26 protein-coding genes are annotated in these 25,492 nt (G+C 55.8%); 17 read left to right on the top strand and 9 right to left on the bottom strand.

Features of this window, described 5'->3' with window-relative positions:
- Positions 1 to 9 precede the first annotated feature (9 nt).
- A complete protein-coding gene (locus MPQ_RS07475; protein WP_013442308.1) occupies positions 10 to 1,776 on the bottom strand; it encodes a LysM peptidoglycan-binding domain-containing protein in 1,767 nt (588 codons plus the stop codon).
- 18 nt (positions 1,777 to 1,794) lie between these two features.
- A complete protein-coding gene (gloB, locus tag MPQ_RS07470) occupies positions 1,795 to 2,547 on the bottom strand; it encodes a hydroxyacylglutathione hydrolase (protein WP_013442307.1) in 753 nt (250 codons plus the stop codon).
- Positions 2,548 to 2,575: 28 nt separating this feature from the next.
- Between gloB and MPQ_RS07465 the strand changes: the two genes are divergently transcribed.
- Genes MPQ_RS07465 through rfbD form a run of 7 tightly spaced genes read left to right on the top strand, consistent with a single transcriptional unit; the run spans position 2,576 to position 7,902 of the window.
- Positions 2,576 to 3,295 (top strand): class I SAM-dependent methyltransferase, encoded by a 720-nt coding sequence (locus MPQ_RS07465; RefSeq protein ID WP_013442306.1) that lies wholly within the window; start codon positions 2,576 to 2,578, stop codon positions 3,293 to 3,295.
- A gap of 2 nt (positions 3,296 to 3,297) precedes the next feature.
- Positions 3,298 to 3,762 (top strand): ribonuclease HI, encoded by a 465-nt coding sequence (gene rnhA, locus MPQ_RS07460; protein ID WP_013442305.1) that lies wholly within the window; start codon positions 3,298 to 3,300, stop codon positions 3,760 to 3,762.
- The gene (dnaQ, locus tag MPQ_RS07455; RefSeq protein WP_013442304.1) at positions 3,759 to 4,463 is read left to right on the top strand and encodes a DNA polymerase III subunit epsilon; all 705 of its coding nucleotides are present in this window, start codon (positions 3,759 to 3,761) and stop codon (positions 4,461 to 4,463) included. Before rnhA ends, dnaQ begins: the two co-directional genes overlap by 4 nt.
- A gap of 15 nt (positions 4,464 to 4,478) precedes the next feature.
- The gene (gene rfbB, locus MPQ_RS07450) at positions 4,479 to 5,555 is read left to right on the top strand and encodes a dTDP-glucose 4,6-dehydratase (RefSeq protein ID WP_013442303.1); all 1,077 of its coding nucleotides are present in this window, start codon (positions 4,479 to 4,481) and stop codon (positions 5,553 to 5,555) included.
- Complete coding sequence (gene rfbA, locus MPQ_RS07445) at positions 5,552 to 6,430, top strand: glucose-1-phosphate thymidylyltransferase RfbA (protein WP_013442302.1); 879 nt, start codon at positions 5,552 to 5,554, stop codon at positions 6,428 to 6,430. Before rfbB ends, rfbA begins: the two co-directional genes overlap by 4 nt.
- Entirely contained in the window at positions 6,430 to 6,975 is a 546-nt protein-coding gene (gene rfbC, locus MPQ_RS07440; RefSeq protein ID WP_013442301.1) for a dTDP-4-dehydrorhamnose 3,5-epimerase, read from the top strand. Before rfbA ends, rfbC begins: the two co-directional genes overlap by 1 nt.
- 21 nt (positions 6,976 to 6,996) lie before the next feature.
- The gene (gene rfbD, locus MPQ_RS07435) at positions 6,997 to 7,902 is read left to right on the top strand and encodes a dTDP-4-dehydrorhamnose reductase (RefSeq protein ID WP_013442300.1); all 906 of its coding nucleotides are present in this window, start codon (positions 6,997 to 6,999) and stop codon (positions 7,900 to 7,902) included.
- A gap of 63 nt (positions 7,903 to 7,965) precedes the next feature.
- On the opposite strand, the gene queD is transcribed toward rfbD, so the two are convergent.
- The 5 genes from queD to MPQ_RS07410 form a co-directional block, all read right to left on the bottom strand.
- Entirely contained in the window at positions 7,966 to 8,406 is a 441-nt protein-coding gene (gene queD / locus MPQ_RS07430; RefSeq protein WP_013442299.1) for a 6-carboxytetrahydropterin synthase QueD, read from the bottom strand.
- A gap of 95 nt (positions 8,407 to 8,501) precedes the next feature.
- On the bottom strand, positions 8,502 to 9,419 hold the full coding sequence (locus MPQ_RS07425) for a histone deacetylase family protein (protein ID WP_013442298.1): 918 nt from the start codon (positions 9,417 to 9,419) through the stop codon (positions 8,502 to 8,504).
- Between the two features lie 126 nt (positions 9,420 to 9,545).
- Positions 9,546 to 10,424, bottom strand: coding sequence for a ribosome small subunit-dependent GTPase A (gene rsgA, locus MPQ_RS07420; RefSeq protein WP_083801054.1), 879 nt, complete (start codon positions 10,422 to 10,424; stop codon positions 9,546 to 9,548).
- 48 nt (positions 10,425 to 10,472) lie between these two features.
- Positions 10,473 to 10,781, bottom strand: coding sequence for a hypothetical protein (locus tag MPQ_RS07415; RefSeq protein ID WP_013442296.1), 309 nt, complete (start codon positions 10,779 to 10,781; stop codon positions 10,473 to 10,475).
- A gap of 16 nt (positions 10,782 to 10,797) precedes the next feature.
- Complete coding sequence (locus MPQ_RS07410) at positions 10,798 to 12,042, bottom strand: M48 family metallopeptidase (protein WP_013442295.1); 1,245 nt, start codon at positions 12,040 to 12,042, stop codon at positions 10,798 to 10,800.
- Between the two features lie 108 nt (positions 12,043 to 12,150).
- Between MPQ_RS07410 and orn the strand changes: the two genes are divergently transcribed.
- Entirely contained in the window at positions 12,151 to 12,699 is a 549-nt protein-coding gene (orn, locus tag MPQ_RS07405) for an oligoribonuclease (RefSeq protein ID WP_013442294.1), read from the top strand.
- A gap of 244 nt (positions 12,700 to 12,943) precedes the next feature.
- On the opposite strand, the gene glgA is transcribed toward orn, so the two are convergent.
- Together glgA and MPQ_RS07395 are read right to left on the bottom strand one after the other, a co-directional pair.
- Positions 12,944 to 14,425: a glycogen synthase GlgA gene (glgA, locus tag MPQ_RS07400; RefSeq protein ID WP_013442293.1), complete on the bottom strand. Its 1,482-nt coding sequence runs from the start codon at positions 14,423 to 14,425 to the stop codon at positions 12,944 to 12,946.
- A gap of 141 nt (positions 14,426 to 14,566) precedes the next feature.
- Positions 14,567 to 15,829, bottom strand: coding sequence for a putative Na+/H+ antiporter (locus MPQ_RS07395; protein WP_013442291.1), 1,263 nt, complete (start codon positions 15,827 to 15,829; stop codon positions 14,567 to 14,569).
- Between the two features lie 173 nt (positions 15,830 to 16,002).
- Here MPQ_RS07395 and ppc point away from each other — a divergent pair, with 173 nt between their 5' ends.
- The 9 genes from ppc (at position 16,003) to radA (ending at position 25,475) form a co-directional block, all read left to right on the top strand.
- A complete protein-coding gene (gene ppc / locus MPQ_RS07390) occupies positions 16,003 to 18,783 on the top strand; it encodes a phosphoenolpyruvate carboxylase (protein WP_148225272.1) in 2,781 nt (926 codons plus the stop codon).
- 139 nt (positions 18,784 to 18,922) lie between these two features.
- Positions 18,923 to 19,300: a 30S ribosomal protein S6 gene (rpsF, locus tag MPQ_RS07385; protein WP_013442289.1), complete on the top strand. Its 378-nt coding sequence runs from the start codon at positions 18,923 to 18,925 to the stop codon at positions 19,298 to 19,300.
- A complete protein-coding gene (gene priB / locus MPQ_RS07380) occupies positions 19,301 to 19,612 on the top strand; it encodes a primosomal replication protein N (protein ID WP_013442288.1) in 312 nt (103 codons plus the stop codon).
- A gap of 19 nt (positions 19,613 to 19,631) precedes the next feature.
- On the top strand, positions 19,632 to 19,859 hold the full coding sequence (rpsR, locus tag MPQ_RS07375; RefSeq protein ID WP_013442287.1) for a 30S ribosomal protein S18: 228 nt from the start codon (positions 19,632 to 19,634) through the stop codon (positions 19,857 to 19,859).
- An 11-nt stretch (positions 19,860 to 19,870) separates the two neighbouring features.
- The gene (gene rplI, locus MPQ_RS07370) at positions 19,871 to 20,320 is read left to right on the top strand and encodes a 50S ribosomal protein L9 (RefSeq protein ID WP_013442286.1); all 450 of its coding nucleotides are present in this window, start codon (positions 19,871 to 19,873) and stop codon (positions 20,318 to 20,320) included.
- 116 nt (positions 20,321 to 20,436) lie between these two features.
- Positions 20,437 to 21,606 carry a cystathionine beta-lyase gene (locus MPQ_RS07365; RefSeq protein WP_013442285.1) on the top strand — a complete coding sequence of 390 codons (1,170 nt, stop codon included), beginning with the start codon at positions 20,437 to 20,439 and terminating at the stop codon, positions 21,604 to 21,606.
- A gap of 52 nt (positions 21,607 to 21,658) precedes the next feature.
- Positions 21,659 to 23,041, top strand: coding sequence for a replicative DNA helicase (gene dnaB, locus MPQ_RS07360; protein ID WP_013442284.1), 1,383 nt, complete (start codon positions 21,659 to 21,661; stop codon positions 23,039 to 23,041).
- Between the two features lie 12 nt (positions 23,042 to 23,053).
- A complete protein-coding gene (alr, locus tag MPQ_RS07355) occupies positions 23,054 to 24,124 on the top strand; it encodes an alanine racemase (protein ID WP_013442283.1) in 1,071 nt (356 codons plus the stop codon).
- Entirely contained in the window at positions 24,117 to 25,475 is a 1,359-nt protein-coding gene (radA, locus tag MPQ_RS07350) for a DNA repair protein RadA (RefSeq protein ID WP_041362159.1), read from the top strand. Before alr ends, radA begins: the two co-directional genes overlap by 8 nt.
- Positions 25,476 to 25,492: the final 17 nt, after the last annotated feature.

The following is a 25,492-nucleotide window of genomic DNA, read 5'->3' as shown; positions in this document are numbered from 1 at the left end:
ACAAAGGGATCAAGCTTGATCTGGCTTGGCAACGGTGAGTATCGCGCCAGGCACGATGCGTGAACCGCTTATCTTGTTCCAGCGCTGCAACTCATCCCGGGCGATATCGAATTTTCTGGCGATGCTCTCCAGCGTATCGCCACGCTGTACGATGTAGCGCTGCTTCTTTTTGCTGGCCATCAGCTTGGCCTTGCTCACGTCAACCTTGCGGTTTGCGGAACTTGCGACAACGGCTTTGCTGATGGGGGCAGGGGCGGAAGCGACGTTCAGTATCTGACCGGGTTTCAGTTTAGAGGACTTTAACTGATTTTGTGCCATCAACTGCTGTGTGGATAATTTGTAGCGTTTTGCAATACTGAGCAGCGTGTCTTTGCCGGTTACCTTATAGCGAATAATGCGGGTGCTTTCCACTGCAGCAGCAGGAGGCTCGGCGATATCCACATGCTCGGCCATCACGATGTTGGCGTCGGTTTTGCTGTCGCTGTCCATGGGCACAAGCAGAGGCCTTGCCATGATCAGGTTATCGCGCGATGGCAGGTCATTCACGTTACGCAGCTCTGCCAGCGGAATGCCAAACTTGCGGGCAATATTGGCCATGCGCTCGCCGCGTTTGGCGTGGTAGGTCTGCCAGCTGACCAATGGCTTGTCGTAAGCCTCCAGATTAGCCTTGAAAGTTTCTGCGGTGCCTATCGGCAGCAGGATTTCATGCGCGCTGCCGCTCGCAGTCAGTACCGGCCGGTTGTACTCGGGATTGAGCGACGAAAACTCCTCAAACGAAATTTCGGCCAGCTTGGCAGCAAGGTGTGCATCAATCTGTTGCGGCGCGGTGACTTTGGTGAAATAAGGCCGATTGGGGATGGTCTGGATGTTCAAGCCGTAGAGTTCGGGGTTGGTCATGATGTTTTTGACCGCTTGCAGCTTGGGAACGTAATTTCGGGTTTCGGGAGGAAGGGGCAGGCTGTTGTAATCGGTGGGCAGGCCTTGCTGTCGGTTGCGCGCAATCGCTCGGCTGACAGTGCCTTCGCCTGCATTGTAGGCCGCGAGTGCGAGATCCCAGGTGCCAAACATCAGATGCAGCTTCTGCAGATATGTCAATGCGGCATCAGTGGCTGCCGTCACATCGCGGCGACTATCCACCCACCAGTCCTGCTTGAGCCCAAAATTCTTGCCCGTGGACGGAATGAATTGCCAGATGCCCGAGGCGTGGCTTTTGGAATATGCCTGTGGATTGAACGCACTCTCTACCATGGGCAACAGTGCAATTTCGGTTGGCATGCCGCGTTTTTCAACCTCAACCACCACGTGATACAGATAGCGCTGGCTGCGCTCTACCATGCGTCTTACATAGTCAGGACGGGCGGCATACCAGGCTTCATGGGTCGCGGTGTAGGGGGAGTCTACCTCTGGCATGCCATAGCCATTGCGTATGCGTTGCCAGAGATTATCGGTCGAAACTTGCGCCAGCTCGGCGGCGGAATGGCCAGGTTGGCTGCTTGCCAGCTCAGGCACGTAGTTCAGTACCGGATCGTTCTGCAAGCGTGAGGAAAACTGGATCGAGGGGTCAATGCTACTGTCGCGTATGGGTTCGCTGAGAACGATGATGTCATCACCAGCAAGGTTGCGGTCTGCATAGACGGGGAATGAAAACGGAAATGCCAGGATAACCAGCTTCAGTATGCGTTGCATAGTCATGAGGCGATGTCTTAAATAGCTGAAATTCATGCAATAGTAGCCAATGCCCGCCTTCAAAGTCAAGGCAAAGTTCAGCTTTAACATGTTCAATTATGTTAATGATTAAAAATGATTTCTCATTTCGCGGATGGCGGTAAAAACAGCGAGCGGATTCGCTTCATGTATGCCGGAAGCTTGCTGGATGGCTGGGCTTGCACAGCGCAGGAAAGGATTGCTCTCGCGCTCAATCGCAAGTGTGCTGGGCAGGCTGGGCAGACCTTGCCGTCTCAACTGCGCGACTCGCGCTTGTCTTGCCAGCAGGGCGGCGTTTTCCGGGTCCAGCTGTCGGGCGAATTTCAAATTGTGTTCGGTGTATTCATGCGTGCAATAGACGGCAGTTTCCGCTGGCAGCGCGGCCAGCTTGTTGAGTGAATCCAGCATCTGGGCAGGCGTTCCCTCAAACAGGCGGCCACAGCCTGCACTGAACAGGGTATCGCCACAGAATAGAAGCTTTGCGCCATAATAGGCCACATGTCCGAGCGTATGGCCAGGGACCTCGAGCACGGTCAACGTCAAGGGCAAAAAGTCGAGCTCTATCTGATCGCCCTCATGCACCGGTTGATGTTTGAAGGCATAGTTCTCGCGTGCCGGGGCATATACCCGAGCCCCGGTTTCGTGTTGCAGTCTTTCCACGCCGCCGATATGGTCGTTGTGATGGTGAGTGATGAGGATGGTCTGGAGTTGAAGCCCGGATGCGGCAAGTTGCTGCAATACGGGTTCTGCATCGCCTGGATCAACCACGGCCGCCTGGCCATGGGCGTGTAGCATCCAGATGTAGTTATCTGAAAAAGCCGGAATGGGAATAATGTCATACATGATGGGATACTTCGATGTTGAGGAATAAATGTCAATAGACGATCAGCAGTCATGGCTGGCAAAGCCTATTGGCGCGTATCTACTGGAGCGCGAGCAATGTCTGTTCGACCAGGCCGTGGCCGATGTGTTCGGCTTCAATGCCCTGCAAATTGGCCTGCCGCAAGCCAATTTACTGCAACAATGCCGTATGCCATTCATGTTTCACACGGATCAGGAGCACGGCGAGGTGCTTAGTGATTCCACCCAGCTGCCTTTTTCTGCCAATACCATCGATTTATTGCTCATGCCCCACACTCTGGATTTCAGTGAGGATCCGCACCAGACCCTGCGCGAAGCCGAGCGAGTGCTTGTGGCAGAAGGGCACCTCATGATCAGTGGCTTTAACCCGCTCAGCAGCTGGGGCGTGAAGCGTATGCTAGGCAAGCGGCAAGGGTACCCCTGGCATGGCAACTTTTTACCTTTGTTACGCATTAAGGATTGGCTAGCCTTGCTGGGTTTTGAGATAATCAGCACCGGCATGACCTGCTATGCGCCACCCTGGGTCAGCGCACGCTGGCTGGAGCGCAGCCGTTTTCTGGATCAGGCAGGTGGGCGTTGGTGGCCGATGCGCGGCGGCGTGTATTTTGTGGTGGCCCGCAAACGCGTGCTGGGCATGCGGGTGATCCGTCCCAACTGGAATGCTGCCAGAATCAAGCCACGGCTGGTTGCATCGCCCAGCCAGAAAATCAAACGAAATCGAGACAAATAATTATGGCAGTTGAAGAAGGTTGCGTCGTCATCTACGCCGATGGCGCATGCAAAGGGAACCCCGGCCCCGGTGGCTGGGGCGCATGGCTGGCCATGGGTGGTCATGAGAAAGAAATGTGTGGCGGAGAACTGCTCACCACCAACAATCGCATGGAGTTGACCGCCGTCATTCGTGCATTGCAGGCATTGAAGCGGCCTTGCCTGGTCAAAATCTACACCGATTCCGTGTATGTTCAAAAAGGCATTACCGAATGGATGACCGGCTGGAAAGCGCGCAACTGGCGTACCAGCGACAAAAAACCGGTAAAGAATGAAGACCTCTGGCGCGAACTGGATCAAACCGTGCAGCCGCACAATATTGAATGGCTGTGGGTGAAGGGGCACGCGGGTAACGCGGGCAATGAGCGTGCCGATGCCCTGGCGAATCAGGGCGTGCTGCAAGCGTTAGAGGCGAAAGAACGCGCATGAGACAGATATTTCTGGATACGGAAACCACCGGCCTTTATCCCGCACAAGGCCATCGCATTATTGAAATTGCGGCGGTAGAGGTCATCAATCGCCGCATTACCAGCCAGCACTACCATGTCTACCTCAATCCCGACCGCGAGATAGATGCCGGGGCGCAGGAAGTCCACGGCATAACCCTGGAGTTTTTACAGGACAAGCCGCGCTTTGCCGATGTCGTTGGCGAGTTTCTGGATTTTGTGCAGGATTCCGAGCTGATTATTCATAACGCCCCGTTTGATGTCGGCTTTCTGAACGCCGAATTGGGCCGCATTGAAAAGCCTGGCATCGAGTCCGTCGCCAGTGGCATTATCGACACGCTGAAGATGGCCAAGGAAATGCGTCCAGGACAACGTAACAACCTGGATGCCTTGTGCCGCCATTTTGGCATTGATAACTCCAAGCGTACTTTGCACGGCGCCTTGCTCGATGCCGAGCTGCTCGCTGATGTGTATCTGGCGATGACGCGTGGCCAGGAAAGTCTGATCATCGATATGCTGGATACACCGGTGCATAACGATGATAATGATGCCCTGCAGATTCAGGCCATCTCGCATAAAGTAGTGTTGGCGGATGAGACCGAAACTGCCGCCCACCAGCAATACCTGCAAGGTCTTGCCAAGGGCGGGGCATGTGTCTGGCAAGAGTTGCAGCAAACCGAATAATCGAAAGCACTTATCTTGAACAATACGATTCTGGTAACAGGTGGCGCGGGTTTCATAGGCGCCAATTTTGTGCTGGACTGGCTGGCGGCTGGTCTGGGACGCGTGATCAATCTGGACAAACTTACCTATGCAGGCAATCTGCAAAATCTGGAGGCAGTACAACAGCATCCAGATCATGTCTTTGTTCATGGTGATATCGGAGACCGGGCATTGGTGGCAAAGTTGCTAGCCGAGCACAAGCCTCGCGCCATTCTCAATTTTGCTGCGGAAAGCCATGTCGACCGCTCCATTCATGGGCCGGAAGACTTTATCCAGACCAATGTCGTCGGTACTTTTCACCTGCTGGAGGAGGCTCGCCACTACTGGGGCAGCCTGGATACTACTGAGCAGGGTGCGTTCCGTTTTCTTCATGTATCCACTGATGAAGTCTATGGCACGCTGGCGGCGCATGATCCGGCCTTCACCGAGACTACGCCTTATGCGCCAAATAGCCCTTACTCGGCATCCAAGGCGGCTTCCGACCATCTAGTGCGGGCGTATCAGCACACTTATGGTCTGCCTACCTTGACCACCAACTGTTCCAACAATTACGGCCCGTATCATTTTCCTGAAAAACTCATCCCGCTTTGCCTGCTGAATGCCCTGGCGGGCAAGCCGTTGCCTATCTATGGAGACGGTCAGCAGATTCGCGACTGGCTCTATGTGAAAGACCATTGCAGCGCCATTCGCCGCGTGCTGGAAGCCGGGCGGGTGGGGGAAACCTATAACGTCGGTGGCTGGAACGAAAAAGCGAATCTGGATGTGGTGCAATTGCTGTGTGACATCCTCGACAATCTCCAGCCACTTGAGGACGGACGTAGTTATCGCGAGCAGATTACCTTCGTCAAGGACAGGCCCGGGCATGACCGCCGCTATGCCATTGATGCCAGCAAGCTATACAGCGAGCTGGGCTGGAAACCACAAGAAAGTTTTGAAACCGGCATCCGCAAAACCGTGGCCTGGTATCTGGAGCATCAGGATTGGGTTGAGAACGTTAACTCTGGCGAATATCGCCGCTGGCTGGATCAGCATTATGCGGAGAGCGCAGCATGAGAAAAGGCATTATCCTCGCCGGAGGTTCCGGCACGCGGCTTTACCCGGTGACGCAGGCTGTCTCCAAACAGCTGCTGCCGGTTTACGACAAGCCCATGGTGTACTACCCGCTGTCGACGCTGATGCTGTCTGGCATCCGCGATATCTTGCTGATTTCCACGCCGCAGGACACGCCGCGTTTCGAGCAATTGCTGGGGGATGGCAGCCAGTGGGGCATTCATATTCAATATGCCGTTCAGGCATCGCCTGACGGGCTGGCTCAAGCGTTTCTGATTGGCCGTGAGTTCCTGGGCAATGCACCGAGCACGCTGGTCCTGGGAGACAATATTTTCTACGGGCATGATCTGGGCAGCGACCTGCATGCGGCAGCACATCGTACCAGTGGTGCCACGGTATTTGCTTATCCGGTGAATGATCCTGAGCGCTATGGCGTGGTGGAATTCAATGAGCAAGGCCAGGCGGTGAGTCTGGAGGAAAAACCAGCTACGCCAAAATCCCGTTACGCAGTCACCGGGTTGTATTTCTACGATAACCAGGTGAGCGATATCGCCGCATCGCTCAAGCCATCGCCACGCGGTGAGCTGGAAATTACCGACATCAACAGCCATTACCTGGCTGCGGGTCAGCTCAAGGTGGAAGTGATGGGGCGTGGTCATGCCTGGCTGGATACCGGCACGCACGAGTCCTTGCTGGAGGCCTCGTTGTTTATAGAAACCATTGAAAAGCGGCAAGGCCTCAAAGTGGCCTGCCCGGAAGAAATTGCCTACCGCATGGGCTATATCGATGCCACCAAGGTGGAAGAGATTGCGGCTTTGTACAGCAAGAATGGCTACGGCCAATATCTGACGCGCATGCTGAAAGAAAGGGTGTTTTGATGCAACTCGTTGCAACAGGTTTGCCAGATGTACTGATTTTTGAACCCAAAGTGTTTGGCGATGCGCGGGGATTCTTTTTCGAGAGCTATAACCAGAATACATTTGAAGCCCTGACGGGTCTCAAACGCACTTTTGTGCAAGATAATCACTCGGCCTCGGCCAAGGGCGTATTGCGCGGACTGCATTATCAGATTCGGCAGCCCCAGGGCAAGCTGGTGCGGGTGGTGGCGGGCGAAGTGCTGGATGTGGCCGTGGATATGCGCAAAAACTCCCCCAGCTTTGGGCGCTGGACCAGTGCCATTCTCTCGGCAGAAAACCGCCGGCAGATGTGGGTGCCAGAAGGCTTTGCCCATGGCTTTGTTGTGCTATCCGAGTTCGCCGAGTTTTTGTACAAAACCACCGATTTTTATGCCCCCGAGCATGAGTGCTGCATACGTTGGGATGACCCCACGCTGAACATTGACTGGCAACTGACCGCACCGCCTGCGCTTTCTGCCAAAGACAGCCGTGGACTGGATTTCCTGTTAGCGCCTTGTTTCGATTAACTTTCCCCTGAATCGCTCCCATTGACTTCTCCCCGTATCTTACTCACCGGTGTGCATGGTCAGGTTGGTCATGCATTGTTGCCCATGCTGGCTACCTGGGGCACGGTCACGGCGCTGGATCGTGCTGCGCTGGATTTATCTGATGAGGCCGCCATCCGTAAAACTGTGCGCACATTGCGCCCCGATGTGATTGTGAATCCCGCTGCCTATACCGCGGTGGACAAGGCCGAAACCGAGCCTGAGCTGGCGTATGCCATTAATGCTGAAGCGCCGCGCATCCTGGCGGAAGAGGCGGCAGAGCTGGGCGCGCGCATGGTGCATTACTCAACGGATTATGTGTTTGATGGCCGCGCCAGCAAGCCCTATCGCGAAACTGACATGACCAATCCTCTTGGCGTCTATGGTGCGAGCAAGCTGGCGGGGGAACAGGCCGTGCAACAGGCCGGTGCGCAGCATCTCATCTTGCGGACCAGCTGGGTATATGGCGCTTATGGCAAGAATTTCCTGCATACCATCCTGCGGCTTGCCCGCGAGCGCGACAGTCTGGGCATTGTCGCAGATCAATTGGGTGCACCCACCAGCAGTCACGATATCGCCAGCGCAACGCTTACCCTCCTGAAATCCTGGCAACCAGAGCGCAGTGGTATTTATCACCTCACCAACAGCGGATACACCAGCTGGCATGGCTTTGCTGTCGCCATCCTGCAAGCGTATGAAGGACTGCAGGCCGAGCGCGGCTGGCCGCCATTGCGCGTGTCTTCGGAGGCGGTAAGGGCGATTACGACGGCCGAATATCCCACCCCGGCAGCCCGGCCTGCCAATTCACGGCTGGATGGCGATTTGCTGGAGCAGGATTGGGGTCTCAGGCTGCAGGATTGGCGTCAGGCTTTGGTGCAGGTGATGGAAACACCTGCGCTGTTAGGGTAGGCCTGGGATAAAGCCCGAGGAAGTTTGCGAGAAAGTTACCGAAGGGCGGGAGACTGATAACGCTCAGGCGAGCGCATCAGCCCAGCTGTTTGGCGTTTCATACAGGCGTACGCGTTCCAGCTTCAGATGATTGCCATACACATCCTGATAACGGCTATTCAGGATACGAAACGCTTCTGCCGCCATGTTTTCGGCAGTTGGCACGCTCTCCATCACCACCGTTTTATGATTGGGCAGGCTGTTGAGGAAGTTCAGCACATCCGCATCGCCTTTGTAGACCAGAAATGCATGATCCCATACGTCCACCACGCTCTCGCGTGCAATGGCTTTGACGTCGGAGAAGTCCATCACCATGCCGTTATCGGAGCTGCCATCCTGCTGGATGATGTCGCCTGACAGGGTAATTTCCATGGCGTAACGATGGCCGTGCAGGTTGCGGCATTGGCTTTTGTGGCAGGGGATGCGATGACCGGCATCGAATTCAAGGCGGGTAGTAATTTGCATGGCGGGATTATAGCAGGTGTCGCGAGGCGGCTGTCTCCAACCCGACGCGAATTTCTATGCAAAACAGGGTGTTTGCCAGAATATCTGGCCCCTATTCAGAGCAGGCCTCGCACATGCGCGACGGCGCTCTCTGCTAGCGCGGGCAGCGCATAGCCACCTTCCAGCACCGAGACGATACGCCCTTGTGCATGCTGATCGGCTATCTTTCTGGCAAAGGCGGTTATCCAGCTGTAATCCGCGGCTTCCAGTTTCAATCCCGCCAGCGGGTCATCCCGATGCGCATCAAATCCGGCGGAGATCATGAGTAATTGTGGTTTGAAACGGGCAAGCGCCGGGGCAATTTCCCTTTCCACGACTTCCCGGAAAGCTGGACCGCTGGTGCCGGCAGGCAGCGGGACATTGATCATGTTGGCGCTGCGCGTATCAGCGCCGCGATGCGGGTAAAAGGGATGCTGAAACGTGGAGCACAGCATGACATGGGCATTGTCGCGAAAAATGTCTTCGGTGCCATCACCATGGTGGACATCGAAATCCAGGATAGCCACACGGTCCAGCTTGTGCTGACTCAGGGCATGCGCCGTGGCGACGGCCACATGGTTGAAGATGCAAAAGCCTGCGGCATTGCTGCGCCCGGCGTGATGTCCAGGCGGACGTGTGCAGCAGAAGGCGCGCTGCGCCTTGCCTGACATGACCAGGTCTACTCCAAGTATCGCGGCTCCACTGGCGTGCAGGCAGGCTGACAGGGTCATCGGCCCCATGGCCGTGTCGGCATCCAGCCGCACCAGCCCGGCTGGCGGTGAAAGCTGGCGTATGCGGGCAATATAATCCGGGTTATGGACGCGGGCCAGTTGCGTATCCGTGGCGGCAGGGGCCTCATACAAACTGAGTTGCTTGATCAGCCCGCTGGCCGCGAGTGCTTCATGGATGGCCGTGATGCGGGCGGGGGATTCCGGGTGTTTGCCATCCATCACATGCAACAGGCTGTCCGGATGGCTGATCATGGCAGTGGTCATAAGCACGACTCCAGTCTGAATGAGTAAGAGTTGTCATCGGCAGGGACAGGTGAGGGGGTTGGCTGTTCCCACCCGTTACTCAGCTTGCTGTTGTCTGTCCATCTCAGCAGCCCGCCAGAAAAACTGTTAGCGCAACAGCTCCTGGGCCATGGATTGGTAATACTGCAGGCGCTCGGGATGAATTTCATGCCGCTCTGCCGCCTCTATCAGCGCGCAATCTGGTTCCTGCAGGTGGCGGCAATTATTGAAACGGCATTTGCCGAGATAGGGCCGGAATTCAATGAATGCGCGCTCCAGAGCTTCAATATCGAGATGGTGCAGGCCGAATTCCTGCAGTCCGGGGGAGTCGATCAAATGGCTATCGGCATCCAGATGGTAAAGATGGGCAGCGGTAGTCGTGTGTTTGCCACTATCCAGCACTTGCGAGACTTCCTGCGTGCGCACCTGCTGGCCTGGCAGCAGGGCGTTGACGATAGTTGATTTCCCCATGCCGGATTGGCCGACCAGTACGCTGGTGTGCCCCTGCAATAAAGGTCGCAAGGGGCTGATATCCTCATGTGCAGACATATGCAGTACGCGATAACCCAAGGCTTCATAGCGCTGCAGCTTGGCCATGGCTTCCTGCTTGTCACCCAGGTCGCATTTGTTGAGCACAATCACAACTTCAATGCCCGCGGCTTCCGCAGCCAGCAGGCAACGGTTGAGTAACTCTTCGTAAAAGCTGGGCGTGGTAGCCAGCATAATAATGATCTGGGTGACATTGGCGGCCAGCAGCTTGCTGCGGAAGGCATTGCTGCGATAGAGCAGGCTGGTACGAGGATCATTGCTTTCGATCACGCCCTCGGCCGTGTCGGTGAGCTTGATGTTGACGCGATCACCGCAGGCCAGGTCGGTTTTTTTGCCGCGGGTGACGCAGCTGATTTCGCGACCATCGTCTAACTCCACGCCATAGCGCTTGCCATAGGCGGCAATGACGAGGCCGTGTTGCAGTTCCTGATTTTTCAAAGGCACATTTCTGTCAGTGGTGATCAGGCATGATACCTGTCCCGCGGGTTATTTATCGAATTTATAGTAGGTCTGATTCAGGTAGCGGGCCACATGCAGCTCTTCATCCTCAAACCATTTCATACCGAGCATGGTGTTGCAATTGCGGATTTGCGCCAGTAAACCACGGGAGGTTTTCACCAGGCGATGTTCACGGATATAGATGGCAGATCCATCGCCACCGTATTTGCTCGCGTGGCACTGTATGCAGTTTTTCTCCACCATGGTTTTGCCGATGGCGGCATCGCCTTCGGCAAAAGGCTCGGCATGCGCGTTCATTGCCAGACTAAGCAGCAAAAGCAGGAACGATGTGCGCATGACGAGCTCTCCGATCTTATTTGACTGCCAGCTTGGCAATACGGATGCTGGCCGGTGGGTGTGAATCATAAAACGCCGAGTGCAAAGGATCAGGCGTCAGGGTAGAAGCGTTGTCTCGATACAGCTTGACCAAGGCTTCAATCAGGTGGCGTGCATCGGCATGCTTGGCTGCATAATCATCCGCTTCAAACTCATTTTTACGTGAGTAGCTGGCCATCAGTGGGCGCAGCAGGAACAGGAACACCGGGCTTACCAGCAGGAACAGCAGCAAGGCCATGTAATCGCTGGTCTCGCTTACGCCCAGGCCGGTATAGAACCATGCCTGTTGCTTGAGCCATCCCAGCAGGGCGAGGCCGACAAAGGTCACGAAGAACATGAGCACAATACGCTTTATCACATGATGATGCTTGAAGTGACCAAGCTCGTGCGCCAGCACGGCTTCAATCTCGTCTTCATCCAGCCGGTCGAGCAGGGTGTCAAAAAACACCACGCGCTTGCTGGAGCCAAAGCCAGTGAAATAGGCATTGCCATGGCTGCTGCGGGTGGAGCCATCCATCACGAACAGGCCTTGCGACTTGAAGCCACATTTGGTCAGCAGGGTTTCAATGCGTGACTTCAGTGAAGCATCGGCCAGGGGCGTGAACTTGTTGAACAAGGGCGCGATAAAGGTTGGGTATACCGCCAGCATCACCAGATTGAAGACACTCCAGACGATCCACAGGTAAAGCCACCAGTAATCACCGGCACCTTGCATCAGCCAGAGGGCCGCAAACAGCAACGGGGCGCCGAGCAGCAAGCCCACGAACGCATGCTTGACCATGTCGGTAAAAAACATGGCAGGGGTCATTTTGTTGAAGCCAAAGCGCTGATCGACGACAAAAGCCTTGTAGTAATCAAATGGCAACTCCACCAGGCTGCTGACGATCATGGCGGACAAAATGACAGCAGCGCCGCGCAGAATTTCATGATTGGCCAAGGCGTCGCGCCACAGGCTGTCTATCAATTCCAGGCCACCACCCAAGGTTAACGCCGCCAGCAAGACCGCCTGCGCCACGCTCTCGCTCAGCATCAGCCGGGTTTTTGCCGCGGAATAGTCGGCAGCCTTCTGGTGCGCTTCAATACTGATGGTTTGGCTGAAGGCTGCAGGCACGGCAATGCGATGCGCCACGATGTGGCGTATATGCCGTCGACCCAGCCAGAGCTTGATGGCGGTGGTCAGAATCAACAGGGCGGTGAAGAGGAGAGTAAGTGTCGAGGCCATAATGTCGGGGTTTTTCAGTTAAACTTATAAGGTACTGCCGTATGAAGCATCGTTACGGCGAAGGTTCACCAAAGCGCGCTGCATTAGCCTATTTTAATGGAAATCATTATGTCACAAGATCAAAATAACCTCATCTGGCTGGATATGGAAATGAGCGGCCTGCTGCCGGATAGCGACCGCATCCTCGAGCTGGCGGCCGTCGTTACCGACGCCGATTTGAATATCCTCGGGGAATCGCCCGTGCTGGTCGTGCACCAGTCCGATGCCGTGCTGGATGGTATGGACGCCTGGAACAAGGGCACGCACGGAAAATCGGGTCTGATTGACAAGGTCAAGGCATCGACGCTGGATGAAGTGTCTGCTTCGCAACAAATGATTGAGTTTTTGAAACAGTTTGTGCCAGCAGGCAAGTCGCCTATGTGTGGCAACTCCATCTGTCAGGATAGACGATTCATGGCGCGTTACATGCCGGAGCTGGAATCCTATTTCCACTATCGCAATCTGGATGTCAGCGTGTTCAAGGAATTGGCACGTCGCTGGAAACCCAGTATTCACGGCGGTTTCAAGAAGGCCAGCAAGCACGAGGCGCTGGCGGATATCTATGAATCGATTGAAGAGTTGAAATACTACCGCGAGCATTTCCTCAAGCTGGATTAATCGTTATCAAGCTTAACAGCAAAAAAATAGGGTGCCCGCAGGCACCCTTTAAGTGAGGAGAAGTCAAGCTTTGGAAGAAGCTCACTCAACACCAAGCATGTTGCATGCCATCGGTGGTTAACATTTGAGTGGGCTTTTGAAACTGAAGCTCAGCTGTACTATAAGTAATTAATATGACATCCAAATGAAAAAGCCTGATGCAGTTGATCAGGCTTTTTCATTTTAAGGTATTAGGTCAGAAGTGTTATCTAATGCTTTGATAGACATTGATATATTCTTTCGCGCTTTGCTTCCAGCCTAGCTCCCTGCGCATGCCGTTCTGTTGGATTTTCTGCCAGGTGGCATGGTCATGAAAGTAGTTGATGGCGCGTCGCAGTGTGTTGTAAAGCTCCGTGGTGTCGGCAGCATCCATCACAAAGCCGGTCGCGGTTTGCGCTTGCAGGCTTGCCGGGTCGGTATCGATGATGGAGTCGGCCAGGCCACCGGTACGATTGACCACTGGCGGGGTGCCATAGCGCATGCCGTACATCTGATTCAGGCCGCATGGCTCAAAGCGCGATGGCATGACGAAAATATCCGCGCCTGCCATGATCTGGTGCGACAGGGCTTCGTTATACCCAATGCTCACGCTGACCGAGCCTGGGTGACGCTGCGCAAGCGCACGAAAACCTTGCTCCAGTGCAGCCTCTCCGCCGCCCAGCAGCACCAGCTGGCATTGCTGCTCGGTAATCAGCGCATCGGCAATCGGCAGCAGCATGTCCAACCCTTTTTGATGGGTGAGGCGGCTTACCACCCCCAGCAATGGTCGCTGGGCTGCTGGTTGCAGGCCTTGCTGCTGTTGCAACGCCAACTTGACCGCCTGTTTCTTTGGCAGTGTGTTTTCATTATAGGCTTGGGCCAGATGGACGTCGGCAGCCGGGTTCCATTCGTCCACATCAATGCCATTCAGTATTCCGCGTATCTCGCTGCCACGCTCTGCTAGCAAGCCCTGCATGCCAAAACCGAATTCCGGCGTCTGGATTTCCCGGGCGTAGGTCGGGCTTACCGTCACCAGTGCATCGGCGTAGAACACACCCGCTTTGAGGAACGACATCTGCCCGTAATATTCCAGCCCCTGCATCTGATAACTATCCGCTGGCAAGCCTAGTCGGGCTACCCATTCCTGACCAAAGCAGCCTTGAAACGCCAGATTGTGGATGCCGAATACGCAGCGCGCCCGGCGCACATCGGGCTGGGAACGGATATGAAATTGCATGTAAGCGGGAGTTAAGCCGGTTTGCCAGTCATTGCATTGCACGATATCGGGAATCCAGTCTTGCAACGGACTGTCGCTACAGCCGAGTCGGGCTGCAATCATGGAGAGGACGCCGAAACGCACCGGATTATCTTCCCAGTCGCGCCCTGTGGTATCCAGATAGGGGTTGCCTGCGCGCTGATACAAGCTGGGACAGTCAATGGCGAGCACCTCAACGCCGGTGTCGGGCATTTTCCCCAGCACCAGGCTGGCACGGCCGACGTAGGGCAGGTCTTGCAGTTCCAGTACTTTCGCCTGGTCCTGCAGTTTTTTCATGACCGACGGGTAGCCAGGAATCAGTAACCGGACTTCTTCGCCCTGATCCCGCAACGCCGCAGGGAGCGAGCCGCTGACATCGGCCAGACCACCAGTTTTGATGAGGGGATGAGCTTCTGAGCTAACAAAAAGAATACGCAATCGAGCGACTTTCATTGTAATCAATACAGGGATGCCAACAGCCGTTTTCCTGACCAACGGGGGAGTGGCAAATCATCATACTGACCCGTCCGCCATAGGGCAAGCTGGGCAGCAATGGCAAAAAAAACGCACCGATCATGGCCGTTTTGCACTCGTTTAGAGCATGAAGAAACACACAATCGCCACCAGGGTAGGGGGTAATGCGCCGAGTAATAATTGCCCTGCGCCTATTGAGGCATCCTGAAAGCCATTTTTCAGCAAGGCGACGCCCGCCGGGTTGGGGGCATTGGCAATTACGGTGAGCCCGCCACCCGCAACAGCCCCGGCGACCAGCATGTATTTTGATTCGTCTGAAATGCCCATGATCAGAGATCCCAGATAAGTGAGGGCGGCGTTATCGGTGACGGCCGTTAATGCCACGGCGCCAAAGAACAGCGCGACAGGCTCAAGGCTTGCCACGATAGGTTGCAACCACCATTGCTGCATGCCGCCCAGCACGACCAGGCCTGCCAGGAAAAAGCCGACCAGCAGGCCTTCTTTCAGGATCAACGGGTTTTGATAGCGTTCATAGGCCTGGGTAAAGCCCAGGAACAGCAGGAACAGGCCCATGAAAATGACCGGGTGATGGGCGAACATGACCACGCCCGCCAGAAACAGGAAGTGGATGCCCGATACCAGCAATGGCGTTTTCTGGCCTGGGCTGGTTTCTCCGGCACGCCCCTGAAACTGATCCAGATGCTTGCGCAACATGATGGTGATGATGGTGGCATTGAATAGCACGGCTATGGCTGCTTTCCACCCAAAATGGGCCAGCATGAAAGCGCTATCCCACTGCCAGGTGGCGGCGACCATCAGCACCGGCGGGGCAGCAAACGATGTCAGCGTGCCGCCAATCGAGATATTCACGAACAGCACACCCAGGGCGGCGTATTTCAACCACTCCGGGATGCCATGGCGAAACACTTGCGGTGCCAGCATCAGTGCTGCCAGTGTCATGGCGGCAGGCTCGGTGATGAATGAACCCACCAATGGCACAACGGCCAGGCAAAGCCAAGCCTGGGCCACGGCAGTATTGATGGGCAATAGCCGCGCGATCACGGCAATGATTTGCTGCACGGCTTGCAAGATAGGTTTGGATGCCGCCACCACCATGACGACAAAGACAAAAAGTGGCTCGGTGTAGTGCCGGGATTCGGCATACTCAATGGCTTGCTCGCCGCCTGCCATCACTGCCATCAGCCCAATCAATATAAAAGCCCAGAAGCCGAAGACGACCTCTACTTCGCCCAATAAATGCAGTAGCCCGGCATGGCGCGGGTGGCGATGGGCCAGACTCTCGAAGAATTTGGCGCTAAAGGTGTGAAGCAGGGCGATGCCAAAAATGATGGCGGCGGTGATTTGAATCGACGTCGGGCTCAAACGGGGATCTCCGTTACAGGTGGGCGTGGTTTTATTATAGAGGGAATTCTGTTGCAATTAGACGAGACTGCTCGCGCTGGCTGATTTGGATCGTTTATTGCTTCACTGAGGTAAGCCATGCATGGCATGAAAAAGCGGAACATAAAGGTTGGATGGTGATTGGGGAGCATGGAATGACAAGCCGGATTTATAGCCATAACGAAAAGCTGTTGCGCGAAAACATACGCTACCTCGGCAGAGTGCTGGGGGAGGTGATTAAAAGCAAAGAGGGCGAAGAGACATTCGACCGCATTGAGGCAATACGAACAGCGGCGGTCAACTTTCATCGGCATGGCAATACCAAGGCAGCCAAGAGCCTGGAAAAGCTGCTCAAGACACTGACGGTAGAGCAGGCGATACCCGTCATACGGGCTTTCAGTTACTTCAAGCATCTGGTCAATATCGCCGAAGATCTGCATGCGCATCAGCAAAGTCGTCTGGTGGAAGATCAGGCCGTGCCCGGCATGCTGACGCATTCACTGCAGAAGCTGGCGGCCAGTGATCTGGACGCTGCAGAAATTGGCGACTTTTTTGCCAATGCGCTGATTTCGCCGGTATTGACCGCACACCCAACCGAGGTGCAGCGTAAAAGCATTCTCGATACCGAGCGGGCGCTTTCCCTGTTGCTGGTTGAAAAGAGCAATGTAGTTTCCATCCGCGAAGCCGAGCGCAATGAACGCATGATCGTGGGCGCAATTACGACCTTGTGGCAGACCCGTATCCTGCGTTTCAGCAAGCTCACGGTGGCGAATGAAATCGAAAATGCGCTGAGCTATTACCGCATGACGTTCCTGCAGGTGATTCCTGAGCTGATGCAGGATTTTGAAAACGACCTGCGCCATGTGTTTGCCGATAAGCTGAGTCCGGAATACAAGCTGCCATCGTTTTTGCAGATGGGCAGCTGGATAGGCGGCGATCGCGATGGCAACCCCTTCGTCAATGGCGCTACGCTGGAGCAGGCCATTATTCAGCAGTCGGCTACGGCATTTGCCTATTATCTGGAACAGGTGGAGGCCTTGCGCTCGGAGCTTTCGCTATCCACCCGGCTGGTGGGCGTGACGCCGGCGCTGGTCAAATTGGCGGAGGCATCCGGAGAGCAATCCCTGCACAGGCAGGATGAAACCTATCGGCTGGCGCTCAATGGCATACACGCCCGCCTGGCCCAAACGGCCAAGCTGCTGGTGAACGAGCGCGGCGATGTGCGGCGCGAGATCAGTGCCATCCCATATACCAGTGCCGAGGCTCTGTTGGCCGACATGAATGTGATTGCAGAGTCGCTGCAAAGCCAGCAGGGCGAGGCGCTGATCTACCCACGGCTAGGCAAGCTGATCAAGGCCATTGAGACTTTCGGGTTTCACCTGGCCACGGTGGATTTGCGGCAAAGCTCCGATGTACATGAGCTGGTGATCAAGGAGCTTTTTCTCAAGGCCGGGCAGGACTTCAACTACGCCACGCTGGATGAAGATGAAAAAGTGGAGGTGCTGCTGGAGGAGCTCAAGCAGCCACGCTTGCTGTTTTCGCCGTTTCAGCAGTATTCGGAGCTGGTGCAGTCTGAAATGGAGGTGTTGCAAAAGGCACGCGGCATACGCGCCGGATACGGCAAGCGCGCCATACGCCAGTACATCATTTCCCATACAGAGACCTTGTCTGACCTGCTTGAGGTAGCTCTGCTGCAGAAAGAAACCGGCATGTTGCGCGGGGTGTGGGGCTCGGCCAAGGTACAGATGGACCTCAATATCGTCCCGCTGTTTGAAACCATCGCCGATTTGCGGCATGCGCCCATGATCATGGGGCAATGGCTGAGCCTGCTGGGTATCCGCCATCTGCTGCGGTATCAGGGCAATGAGCAGGAAATCATGCTGGGCTATTCGGACAGTAATAAGGACGGGGGCTTCATCACCTCCAACTGGGAACTGTACAAGGCCGAAATTTCGCTGGTGGAGTTGTTCCGCCAGGCCAATATCCGCCTGCGGTTGTTCCACGGTCGTGGCGGCACGGTGGGGCGTGGCGGCGGCCCGACCTATCAGGCCATCATGGCGCAACCACAAGGCACGGTCGATGGTCAGATACGCCTGACCGAGCAGGGTGAAATCATCGCCAACAAATACTCCGAGCCGCGGGTCGGCCGTCAGCATCTGGAAACGCTGGTGGCGGCCACCATTGATGGCTCGCTGTTTCCACCTGACCCTTTGCTGGCAAAAAAGCGGCGCTCCTTCGAGATCATCATGGAGGAGTTGTCAGCCACGGCCATGACCGCATACCGCACCCTGGTGTATGAAACAGCCGGGTTTGCCGAGTATTTCTTTAATGCCACACCTATCTCGGAAATCGCCGAACTGAATATCGGCAGCCGTCCTGCTTCGCGCAAGGCTACCCAGCGCATTGAAGATCTGCGCGCCATCCCCTGGGGATTTTCCTGGGGGCAATGCCGTTTGCTGCTGCCAGGCTGGTTTGGGGTAGGCAGCGCCATTCATGAGTATTTGTTCATTGAAGATAAATTGCAGCCGGCACGCCTCAAAACACTGCATGACATGCTGGAGCAATGGCCACTGTTCCGCAGCCTGATTTCCAATGTGGACATGGTGCTGGCCAAGACCGATCTGGCCGTGGCACAGCGTTACTCCATGCTGGTGCCGGACAAGAAGCTGCGTGAAGGCATTTTTGCCGCCATTGAGCATGAATATCAGCTGACGACAGAAGCGCTCAATCTGCTGCTGAACAGCACGGAACGCCTGAGCAGCAATCCGGCGCTGGCCAATTCCATTCAGAATCGCCTGCCGTATCTGGATCCGCTCAATCACCTGCAGGTTGAGCTGATCCGCCAGTACCGCCAGGGCGCGACCAATGATCGGGTCAAGCTGGCGATACATCTCACCATCAATGGCATTGCCGCCGGGCTGCGCAATACCGGATAATGGCGTGGTGATATCTCACTCCGAGTAATAAAGCCGCAAAAACATTGTCTTGGGGCTGGATACCCGCTATAATCGCGGGCTTTCCACCTTGCCTTACCGTTGTCGCAAACGGGAGGCTGCTAACCCAAAAGGAGTGTTTATGCGACATTATGAAGTAGTGTTCATCGTCCATCCGGACCAGAGCGAACAAGTGCCAGCCATGATCGAGCGTTACCGTACCCTGGTAACTTCCAACGGCGGCGCTATCCACCGTCTGGAAGACTGGGGCCGTCGTCAACTGGCTTATCCTATCCAGAAAATTCACAAGGCACACTACGTGCTGATGAATATCGAATGCAATCAAACCGTGCTGGAAGAGCTTGAGCATGCATTCAAGTTCAATGACGCCGTTCTGCGTCATCTGACCATTGCGACCAAAGAAGCCGTTGTTGCTCCATCCCCCATGATGAAGGAAGAAAAATCCAAGTCATTGCTGGGCAAGGATGAAGCCGCTCCTGCTGAGGAAGCTGCTGCTTAATTGAGTTCTACCACGCTGGAGGCTAATCAGTTAGTCATCGCGGGCGAAGTGGTGCAGATTGCAGAACTTCGTTACACGCCAGCAGGAATACCGTTGTTGAGTTTTACCCTGCAGCATATCTCGGAAAAAACCGAGGCAGGCATGCAGCGCAGAGTCGAGTGTGCAGTGCCGGTAATTGCGATGGGCTCCATCGCAGAACAGCACAAGCACCTCAAGGAAGGAACCAAGGCCCGTGCGGCCGGATTCCTCGCCAAGCGCAGCATGAAAAGCACGCAACTGGTATTGCACATTACTACATTAGAGATAATCTGAATTTAGAAAGAGGTTCATCATGGCACGTGATATGTTCAAACGCCGCCGCTACTGCCGTTTCTCGGCAGAGGGCATTAAAGAAGTAGACTACAAGGATGTAGATCTGCTGAAAGATTTCATCAACGAAAACGGCAAGATCATCCCTGCACGCATTACCGGCACCAAGGCCCGTTATCAGCGTCAGCTGACCACCGCCGTCAAGCGCGCCCGTTTCCTGGCGCTGCTGCCATACACCGATAAGCACTAAGGGGATACGTCATGCAAGTTATTCTGTTGGAAAAAGTCGTTAACCTGGGTAACCTCGGTGACATCGTTAAGGTAAAAGACGGCTACGGCCGTAACTTCCTGATTCCTCAAGGCAAGGCAAAGCGCGCTACTGAAGCCAACAAGGCTGAATTCGCTGCTCGCCGCGCTGAACTGGAAAAGCAACAGGCTGAACTGCTGGTTGCTGCTCAGAAACGTGCTGAAGCACTGGTTGAGTACGTATTGGCTGTGAGCCAGAAGGCTGGCGTTGATGGCCGTCTGTTTGGTTCAGTTACCAATGGCGACATCGCTGAAGCGCTGACTGCCAAGGGTGTACAAGTGGCCAAGGCTGAAGTACGTATGCCTAACGGTCCTCTGAAGACCATCGGTGATCACTCTGTCAGCATCGCGCTGCACCACGATGTGGTTGTTGAAATCACCGTGTCAGTGACTGGCGAAGCTTAAATTTCTCGTCATCGCACTGAATGAAAAAGGCTGCCTGCGGGCGGCCTTTTTTTATGGCTGATCAAAATGATTGGGGTAAACTTGCCCGCTTAGCGTCTTTAATCATGAGTGTCTGAATGACAAAAAAGCATTCCCGCTGGACGGAATTAGTGCAGCCTGAGGACTTGGCCGGCACCCGCGGAGCGGTATTTTCCAGCCTGGTCGGTAGTATGGAACGAGCGTCTACCGTGGTCTTTCCGGATGTCAAAAGCATGCGCGAGCGGGATTGGCGCAGCAAAACCCAATACAGCTATGGCTTGCTTGGTACGCCTACGACGCGGCGGCTCGAGAATAAACTTGCTTTGATCGATGGCGTGCAGCACGCATTGCTGCTGCCTTCCGGTTTGGCTGCTGTCAGCCTGATTTTTCTGGCATTGCTGAAAAGTGGAGAGCGCGTGCTGTTGCCGCGCAATGCCTATCAGCCAGGGGTCGACCTGGCGCGCATGCTGGCGGTGCGTTTTGGCATTGAGGTCGATTTTTATGATCCCTTGCAACCAGAGGCTGTGCCTTTTACTGCCAACACACGTCTGCTCTGGGTGGAAACGCCAGGGTCGGTGACCATGGAAGTGGCTGATCTGAGGCAATTGGCTGAGCTTGCTCACGCGCGTGGTGTTCTCGTGGCAGCCGATGCCACGTGGTCTGCCGGCATAGCCCAGAATGTGTTTACCCCGGGCGCCGATATAGCCATGCAGGCGCTGACCAAATACCAGTCCGGCGGCAGTGATGTGATGATGGGCAGCGTCAGTACCGACGACGATGCGCTGCATGAGCAATTGCTGAAAACCCATATGCAGCTCGGGCTGGGGGTGAGCCCGGAAGATTGCCAGCTGGTGTTGCGCAGTCTGCCGCATTATCGCCTGCGCTATCTGGCGCAGGATGTCGCGGCCCGCAAACTTGCTGAATGGCTGTCATCGCAACCGGGTATTGCGCGTGTCTTGCATCCGGCCTTGCCCAGTTGCCCTGGACATGCCATCTGGCAGCGTGACTTCACTGCCGCTGCCAGTCTGTTTTCTGTCTTGTTCGAGCCCGATATTGCGCAGGCCAGCATTGATCGTTTTGTTGAAGCCCTGGCGCTATTCCATATTGGCTACAGCTGGGGCGGGGCGGTGAGTCTGGCGATCCCTTATGATGTGCGTGACCGGTATCCGCATAGCGGCGGGCTGGTACGTTTTTATGTCGGGCTTGAAGATGTGGATGACCTCATTGCCGATGTTGAGCAGGCATTGGCGCAGACGATCAATCTGTAACATAAGCACGATTTTCCACTCGTTGCCATGGCCGCGCTTGTTATAATGCGGCATGGCTGACGATATCCTTGAATCCTTGAAATTACCCCCGCATTCGGTAGAAGCCGAGCAGTCTGTGCTTGGCGGCCTGCTGCTTGAGAACGAGGCGATTGACCGCATTGCCGACCTGCTCGGACCTGCCGACTTTTATCGCCACGACCACAGGCTCATTTTTGAACACATCGCGCGTCTCATCGAGCGTAACAAGCCTGCCGATATCGTTACCGTCGCCGAGTCGCTGGAGAATTCTGCTGAGCTGTCCGGTGTGGGCGGTATCGCTTATCTGGGGGCGCTAGCGCAAAACACGCCTACCGCCGCCAACATCCGCCGCTATGCAGAAATCGTGCATGAGCGTGCCGTCATGCGCAAGCTGGTGGAAGTGGGGTCCGGCATTGCCGAGAGTGCTTATAATCCGCAGGGGCGCGATGCCCAGCAACTGCTGGATGAAGCCGAGGCCAAAATATTCCAGATCGCAGAAGGTGGACGCAAAACCTCGCAAGGCTTTCTGGACATGAAGACCATTCTGCCCAAGGTGGCAGACCGTATTGATTACCTCTACCAGCGCGAGAATCAGGGCGGCGTCACGGGCGTGCCTACCGGATTCAGCGATCTGGATGAGCGTACCTCTGGCTTCCAGCCTGGCGATCTGATTATTGTCGCTGGCCGCCCATCCATGGGTAAAACAGCTTTCTCGCTGAATATTGCCGAGAATGTGGCGCTTGAAACCAAGCTGCCTGTCGCCGTATTTTCGATGGAAATGGCGGCGACACAGCTCGCTGCCCGTATGATCGGTTCGGTAGGGCGTCTGGATCAGCACCGTATGCGTAACGGTAATCTGGAAGACGAAGACTGGGTGCGCCTGACGACGGCGCTGGGCAAGTTGAATGACGCTCCGGTATTCATTGACGAAGGTGCGGGCTTGAGCTCCTTTGAAGTGCGTGCGCGTGCGCGCCGTTTGCATCGCCAGACCGGCAAGCTGGGCTTGATCGTGGTCGACTATTTGCAGCTGATGACGGGTGCGGCTGGTCGGCAGAGTGAAAACCGCGCTACGGAAATCTCCGAAATCTCCCGCTCACTCAAGGCCTTGGCGAAGGAGCTTGATGTGCCGGTAGTGGCATTGTCCCAGCTTAACCGCGGCCTGGAGCAGCGCACTGATAAACGTCCAGTCATGTCCGACTTGCGTGAATCTGGCGCTATCGAGCAGGATGCCGACTTGATTCTGTTTATCTACCGTGACGAAGTTTATAACCCTGACTCACAGGACAAGGGCACGGCGGAAATCATTATCGCCAAGCAGCGTAACGGCCCGATTGGCCGCGTGCGTCTTACCTTCATGGGCCAATTCACGCGATTCGAGAATCACGTCTCTGGCAGTTCCTTCCAGGACGAATATTAATATCCTCTTTCCATGCGTCCCATTACCGCCACTATTCATCTTGCTGCCTTGCAGCACAACCTGCGCCGCGTTCGTGACTATGCGCCGCATGCGCGCACCATGGCGGTCGTCAAAGCCAACGGCTATGGCCATGGCCTGCTGAATGTGGCGCGCGGCCTGGCCGAGGCCGATGGATTTGCTGTCCTCCGTTTGCAAGAGGCACTGGAGCTGCGGGCGGCGGGTTATCGACAAACCCTGCTGCTGCTTGAAGGCGTGTTTGAGTCTGCGGAGTTGAATGCGGCTGCCGACGCCGGAGTGTCCATCGTCGTGCATGCTGAACACCAGATTGCCATGCTGGAGCAGGCAAGCTTGCCTGTGCCCATCGCTGTCTTCGTGAAAATGAATACCGGCATGAATCGCCTGGGTTTTGTGCCTCAGGCATTTGCATCTGCCGTTGCCCGCTTGGCCGCTTGCCCACAGGTGAGCAGCATTACCCTGATGACCCATTTTGCCACGGCCGATGAAGCGCCAGGCATTGCCACGGCCCTGCAGCGATTTGAAGCGGGCGCTGCCGGCATGCAGTATCCGAAATCCCTTGCCAACTCGGCTGCCATTTTGCGCCATCCTGAAAGTCATGCCGACTGGGTGCGCCCCGGCATCATGCTGTATGGCGCAACCCCGGTGCAATCGGTTACGGCCGCCCATTTTGGACTGCAGGCGGTGATGCATCTGCAATCGGAGCTGATTGCCTTGCAGACCTTGCCCCCCGGGGAGAGCCTGGGCTACGGCGCCACGTTTGTGGCCGAGCGCGAAACCCGGGTTGGGATAGTAGCTTGTGGCTACGCCGATGGTTATCCACGCCATGCGCCTGGGGGTACGCCCATTGCCGTGGCCGGGCAGGTGAGCAAGACCCTGGGGCGCGTTTCCATGGATATGCTGTTTGTCGATATCACGGATATTCCAGGGGCTGACATCGGCAGTCCGGTCGAACTATGGGGCGCCACCATTCCCGTGGATGCCGTAGCAGAGGCTTGCGGAACGGTGGGCTACGAGCTGCTTTGTGCGGTGACTTCGCGGGTTAATTTCAAGGTCGTGCATGGCTAAGGCAAAAACCGTTTACACCTGCACCGAGTGCGGGGCATCCTCACCCAAATGGCAAGGACAGTGCCCCAGTTGCATGGCATGGAACACGCTGGTCGAGAGCATAGCGGAAGCGCCGACGGCCAACCGCTATGCAGCATTGGCGCAGACTGCTGGCTTGCAAAAGCTGGCGGAAGTGGAGGCAGCCGAGGTGCCGCGCCAGCCTTCTGGCATCGGCGAGTTTGATCGTGTGCTGGGCGGCGGCCTGGTGGCAGGCGGGGTCGTGCTGATCGGGGGCGACCCGGGCATAGGCAAGTCCACCTTGCTGTTGCAGACACTGTGCCACGTTGGCCATCTGCGTAAAGCCATCTACGTTAGCGGTGAGGAGTCTGCGCAGCAGATTGCCATGCGTGCCCGCCGTCTGGGGCTGGATGCTGGCCCGATTGATCTCCTGGCCGAAATTCAGCTGGAAAAAATTCTGGCGACCCTGCAGACGCACAAGCCGGATATTGCCGTCATCGACTCCATCCAGACCATTTACTCCGAGGCCTTGCAGTCTGCCCCTGGCTCGGTGGCACAGGTGCGTGAATGCTCAGCCCAGTTAACACGTGCCGCCAAGCAACTCGGTATCACGGTGATCCTGGTAGGCCATGTGACCAAGGAAGGCTCGCTCGCCGGGCCACGCGTGTTGGAGCATATTGTCGATACCGTGCTGTATTTCGAGGGCGACCCCAACTCCAGTTTCCGCCTGATTCGCGCGTTCAAAAACCGCTTTGGAGCGGTCAACGAGCTGGGTGTGTTTGCCATGACAGAGAAGGGCTTGCGCGAAGTTAGCAATCCATCGGCGCTGTTTCTTTCCCATCATGCCGAGCAAGTGGCGGGCTCTTGTATTACGGTTACCCAGGAAGGCTCACGGCCTTTGCTGGTCGAGATACAGGCCCTGGTCGATGAGGCGCATGCACCCAACCCCAAGCGCCTTTGCGTGGGCCTTGAGCAGAATCGGCTGGCCATGTTGCTGGCGGTATTGCATCGCCATGCGGGTGTCGCATGCTTTGACCAGGATGTGTTTATCAATGCGGTGGGTGGCGTGCGGATCAGCGAGCCTGCAGTCGATCTTGCGGTATTGCTGGCGATAGTATCTTCTTTGAAAAACAAGCCACTGCATAACAAACTGATTGTATTTGGTGAGGTTGGGCTGGCGGGAGAGGTGAGGCCGGTACAACGTGGTCAGGAGCGCCTGAAGGAAGCGGCCAAGCTGGGCTTCACCCATGCCATCGTGCCCAAGGCAAATGCCCCCAAGCAAGCCATTCCGGATTTGACGGTTATCGCTGTCGAACGCCTGGATCAAGCCTTGCAGAAAATTAAAGAACTATAATCAAAGATCAATGTAAC

This window comes from Methylovorus sp. MP688 (assembly GCF_000183115.1).
Lineage (GTDB): Bacteria > Pseudomonadota > Gammaproteobacteria > Burkholderiales > Methylophilaceae > Methylovorus > Methylovorus glucosotrophus.
The sequence above is the reverse complement of the archived record's forward strand: the minus strand, read 5'-3'. Positions and strand labels throughout refer to the sequence as shown.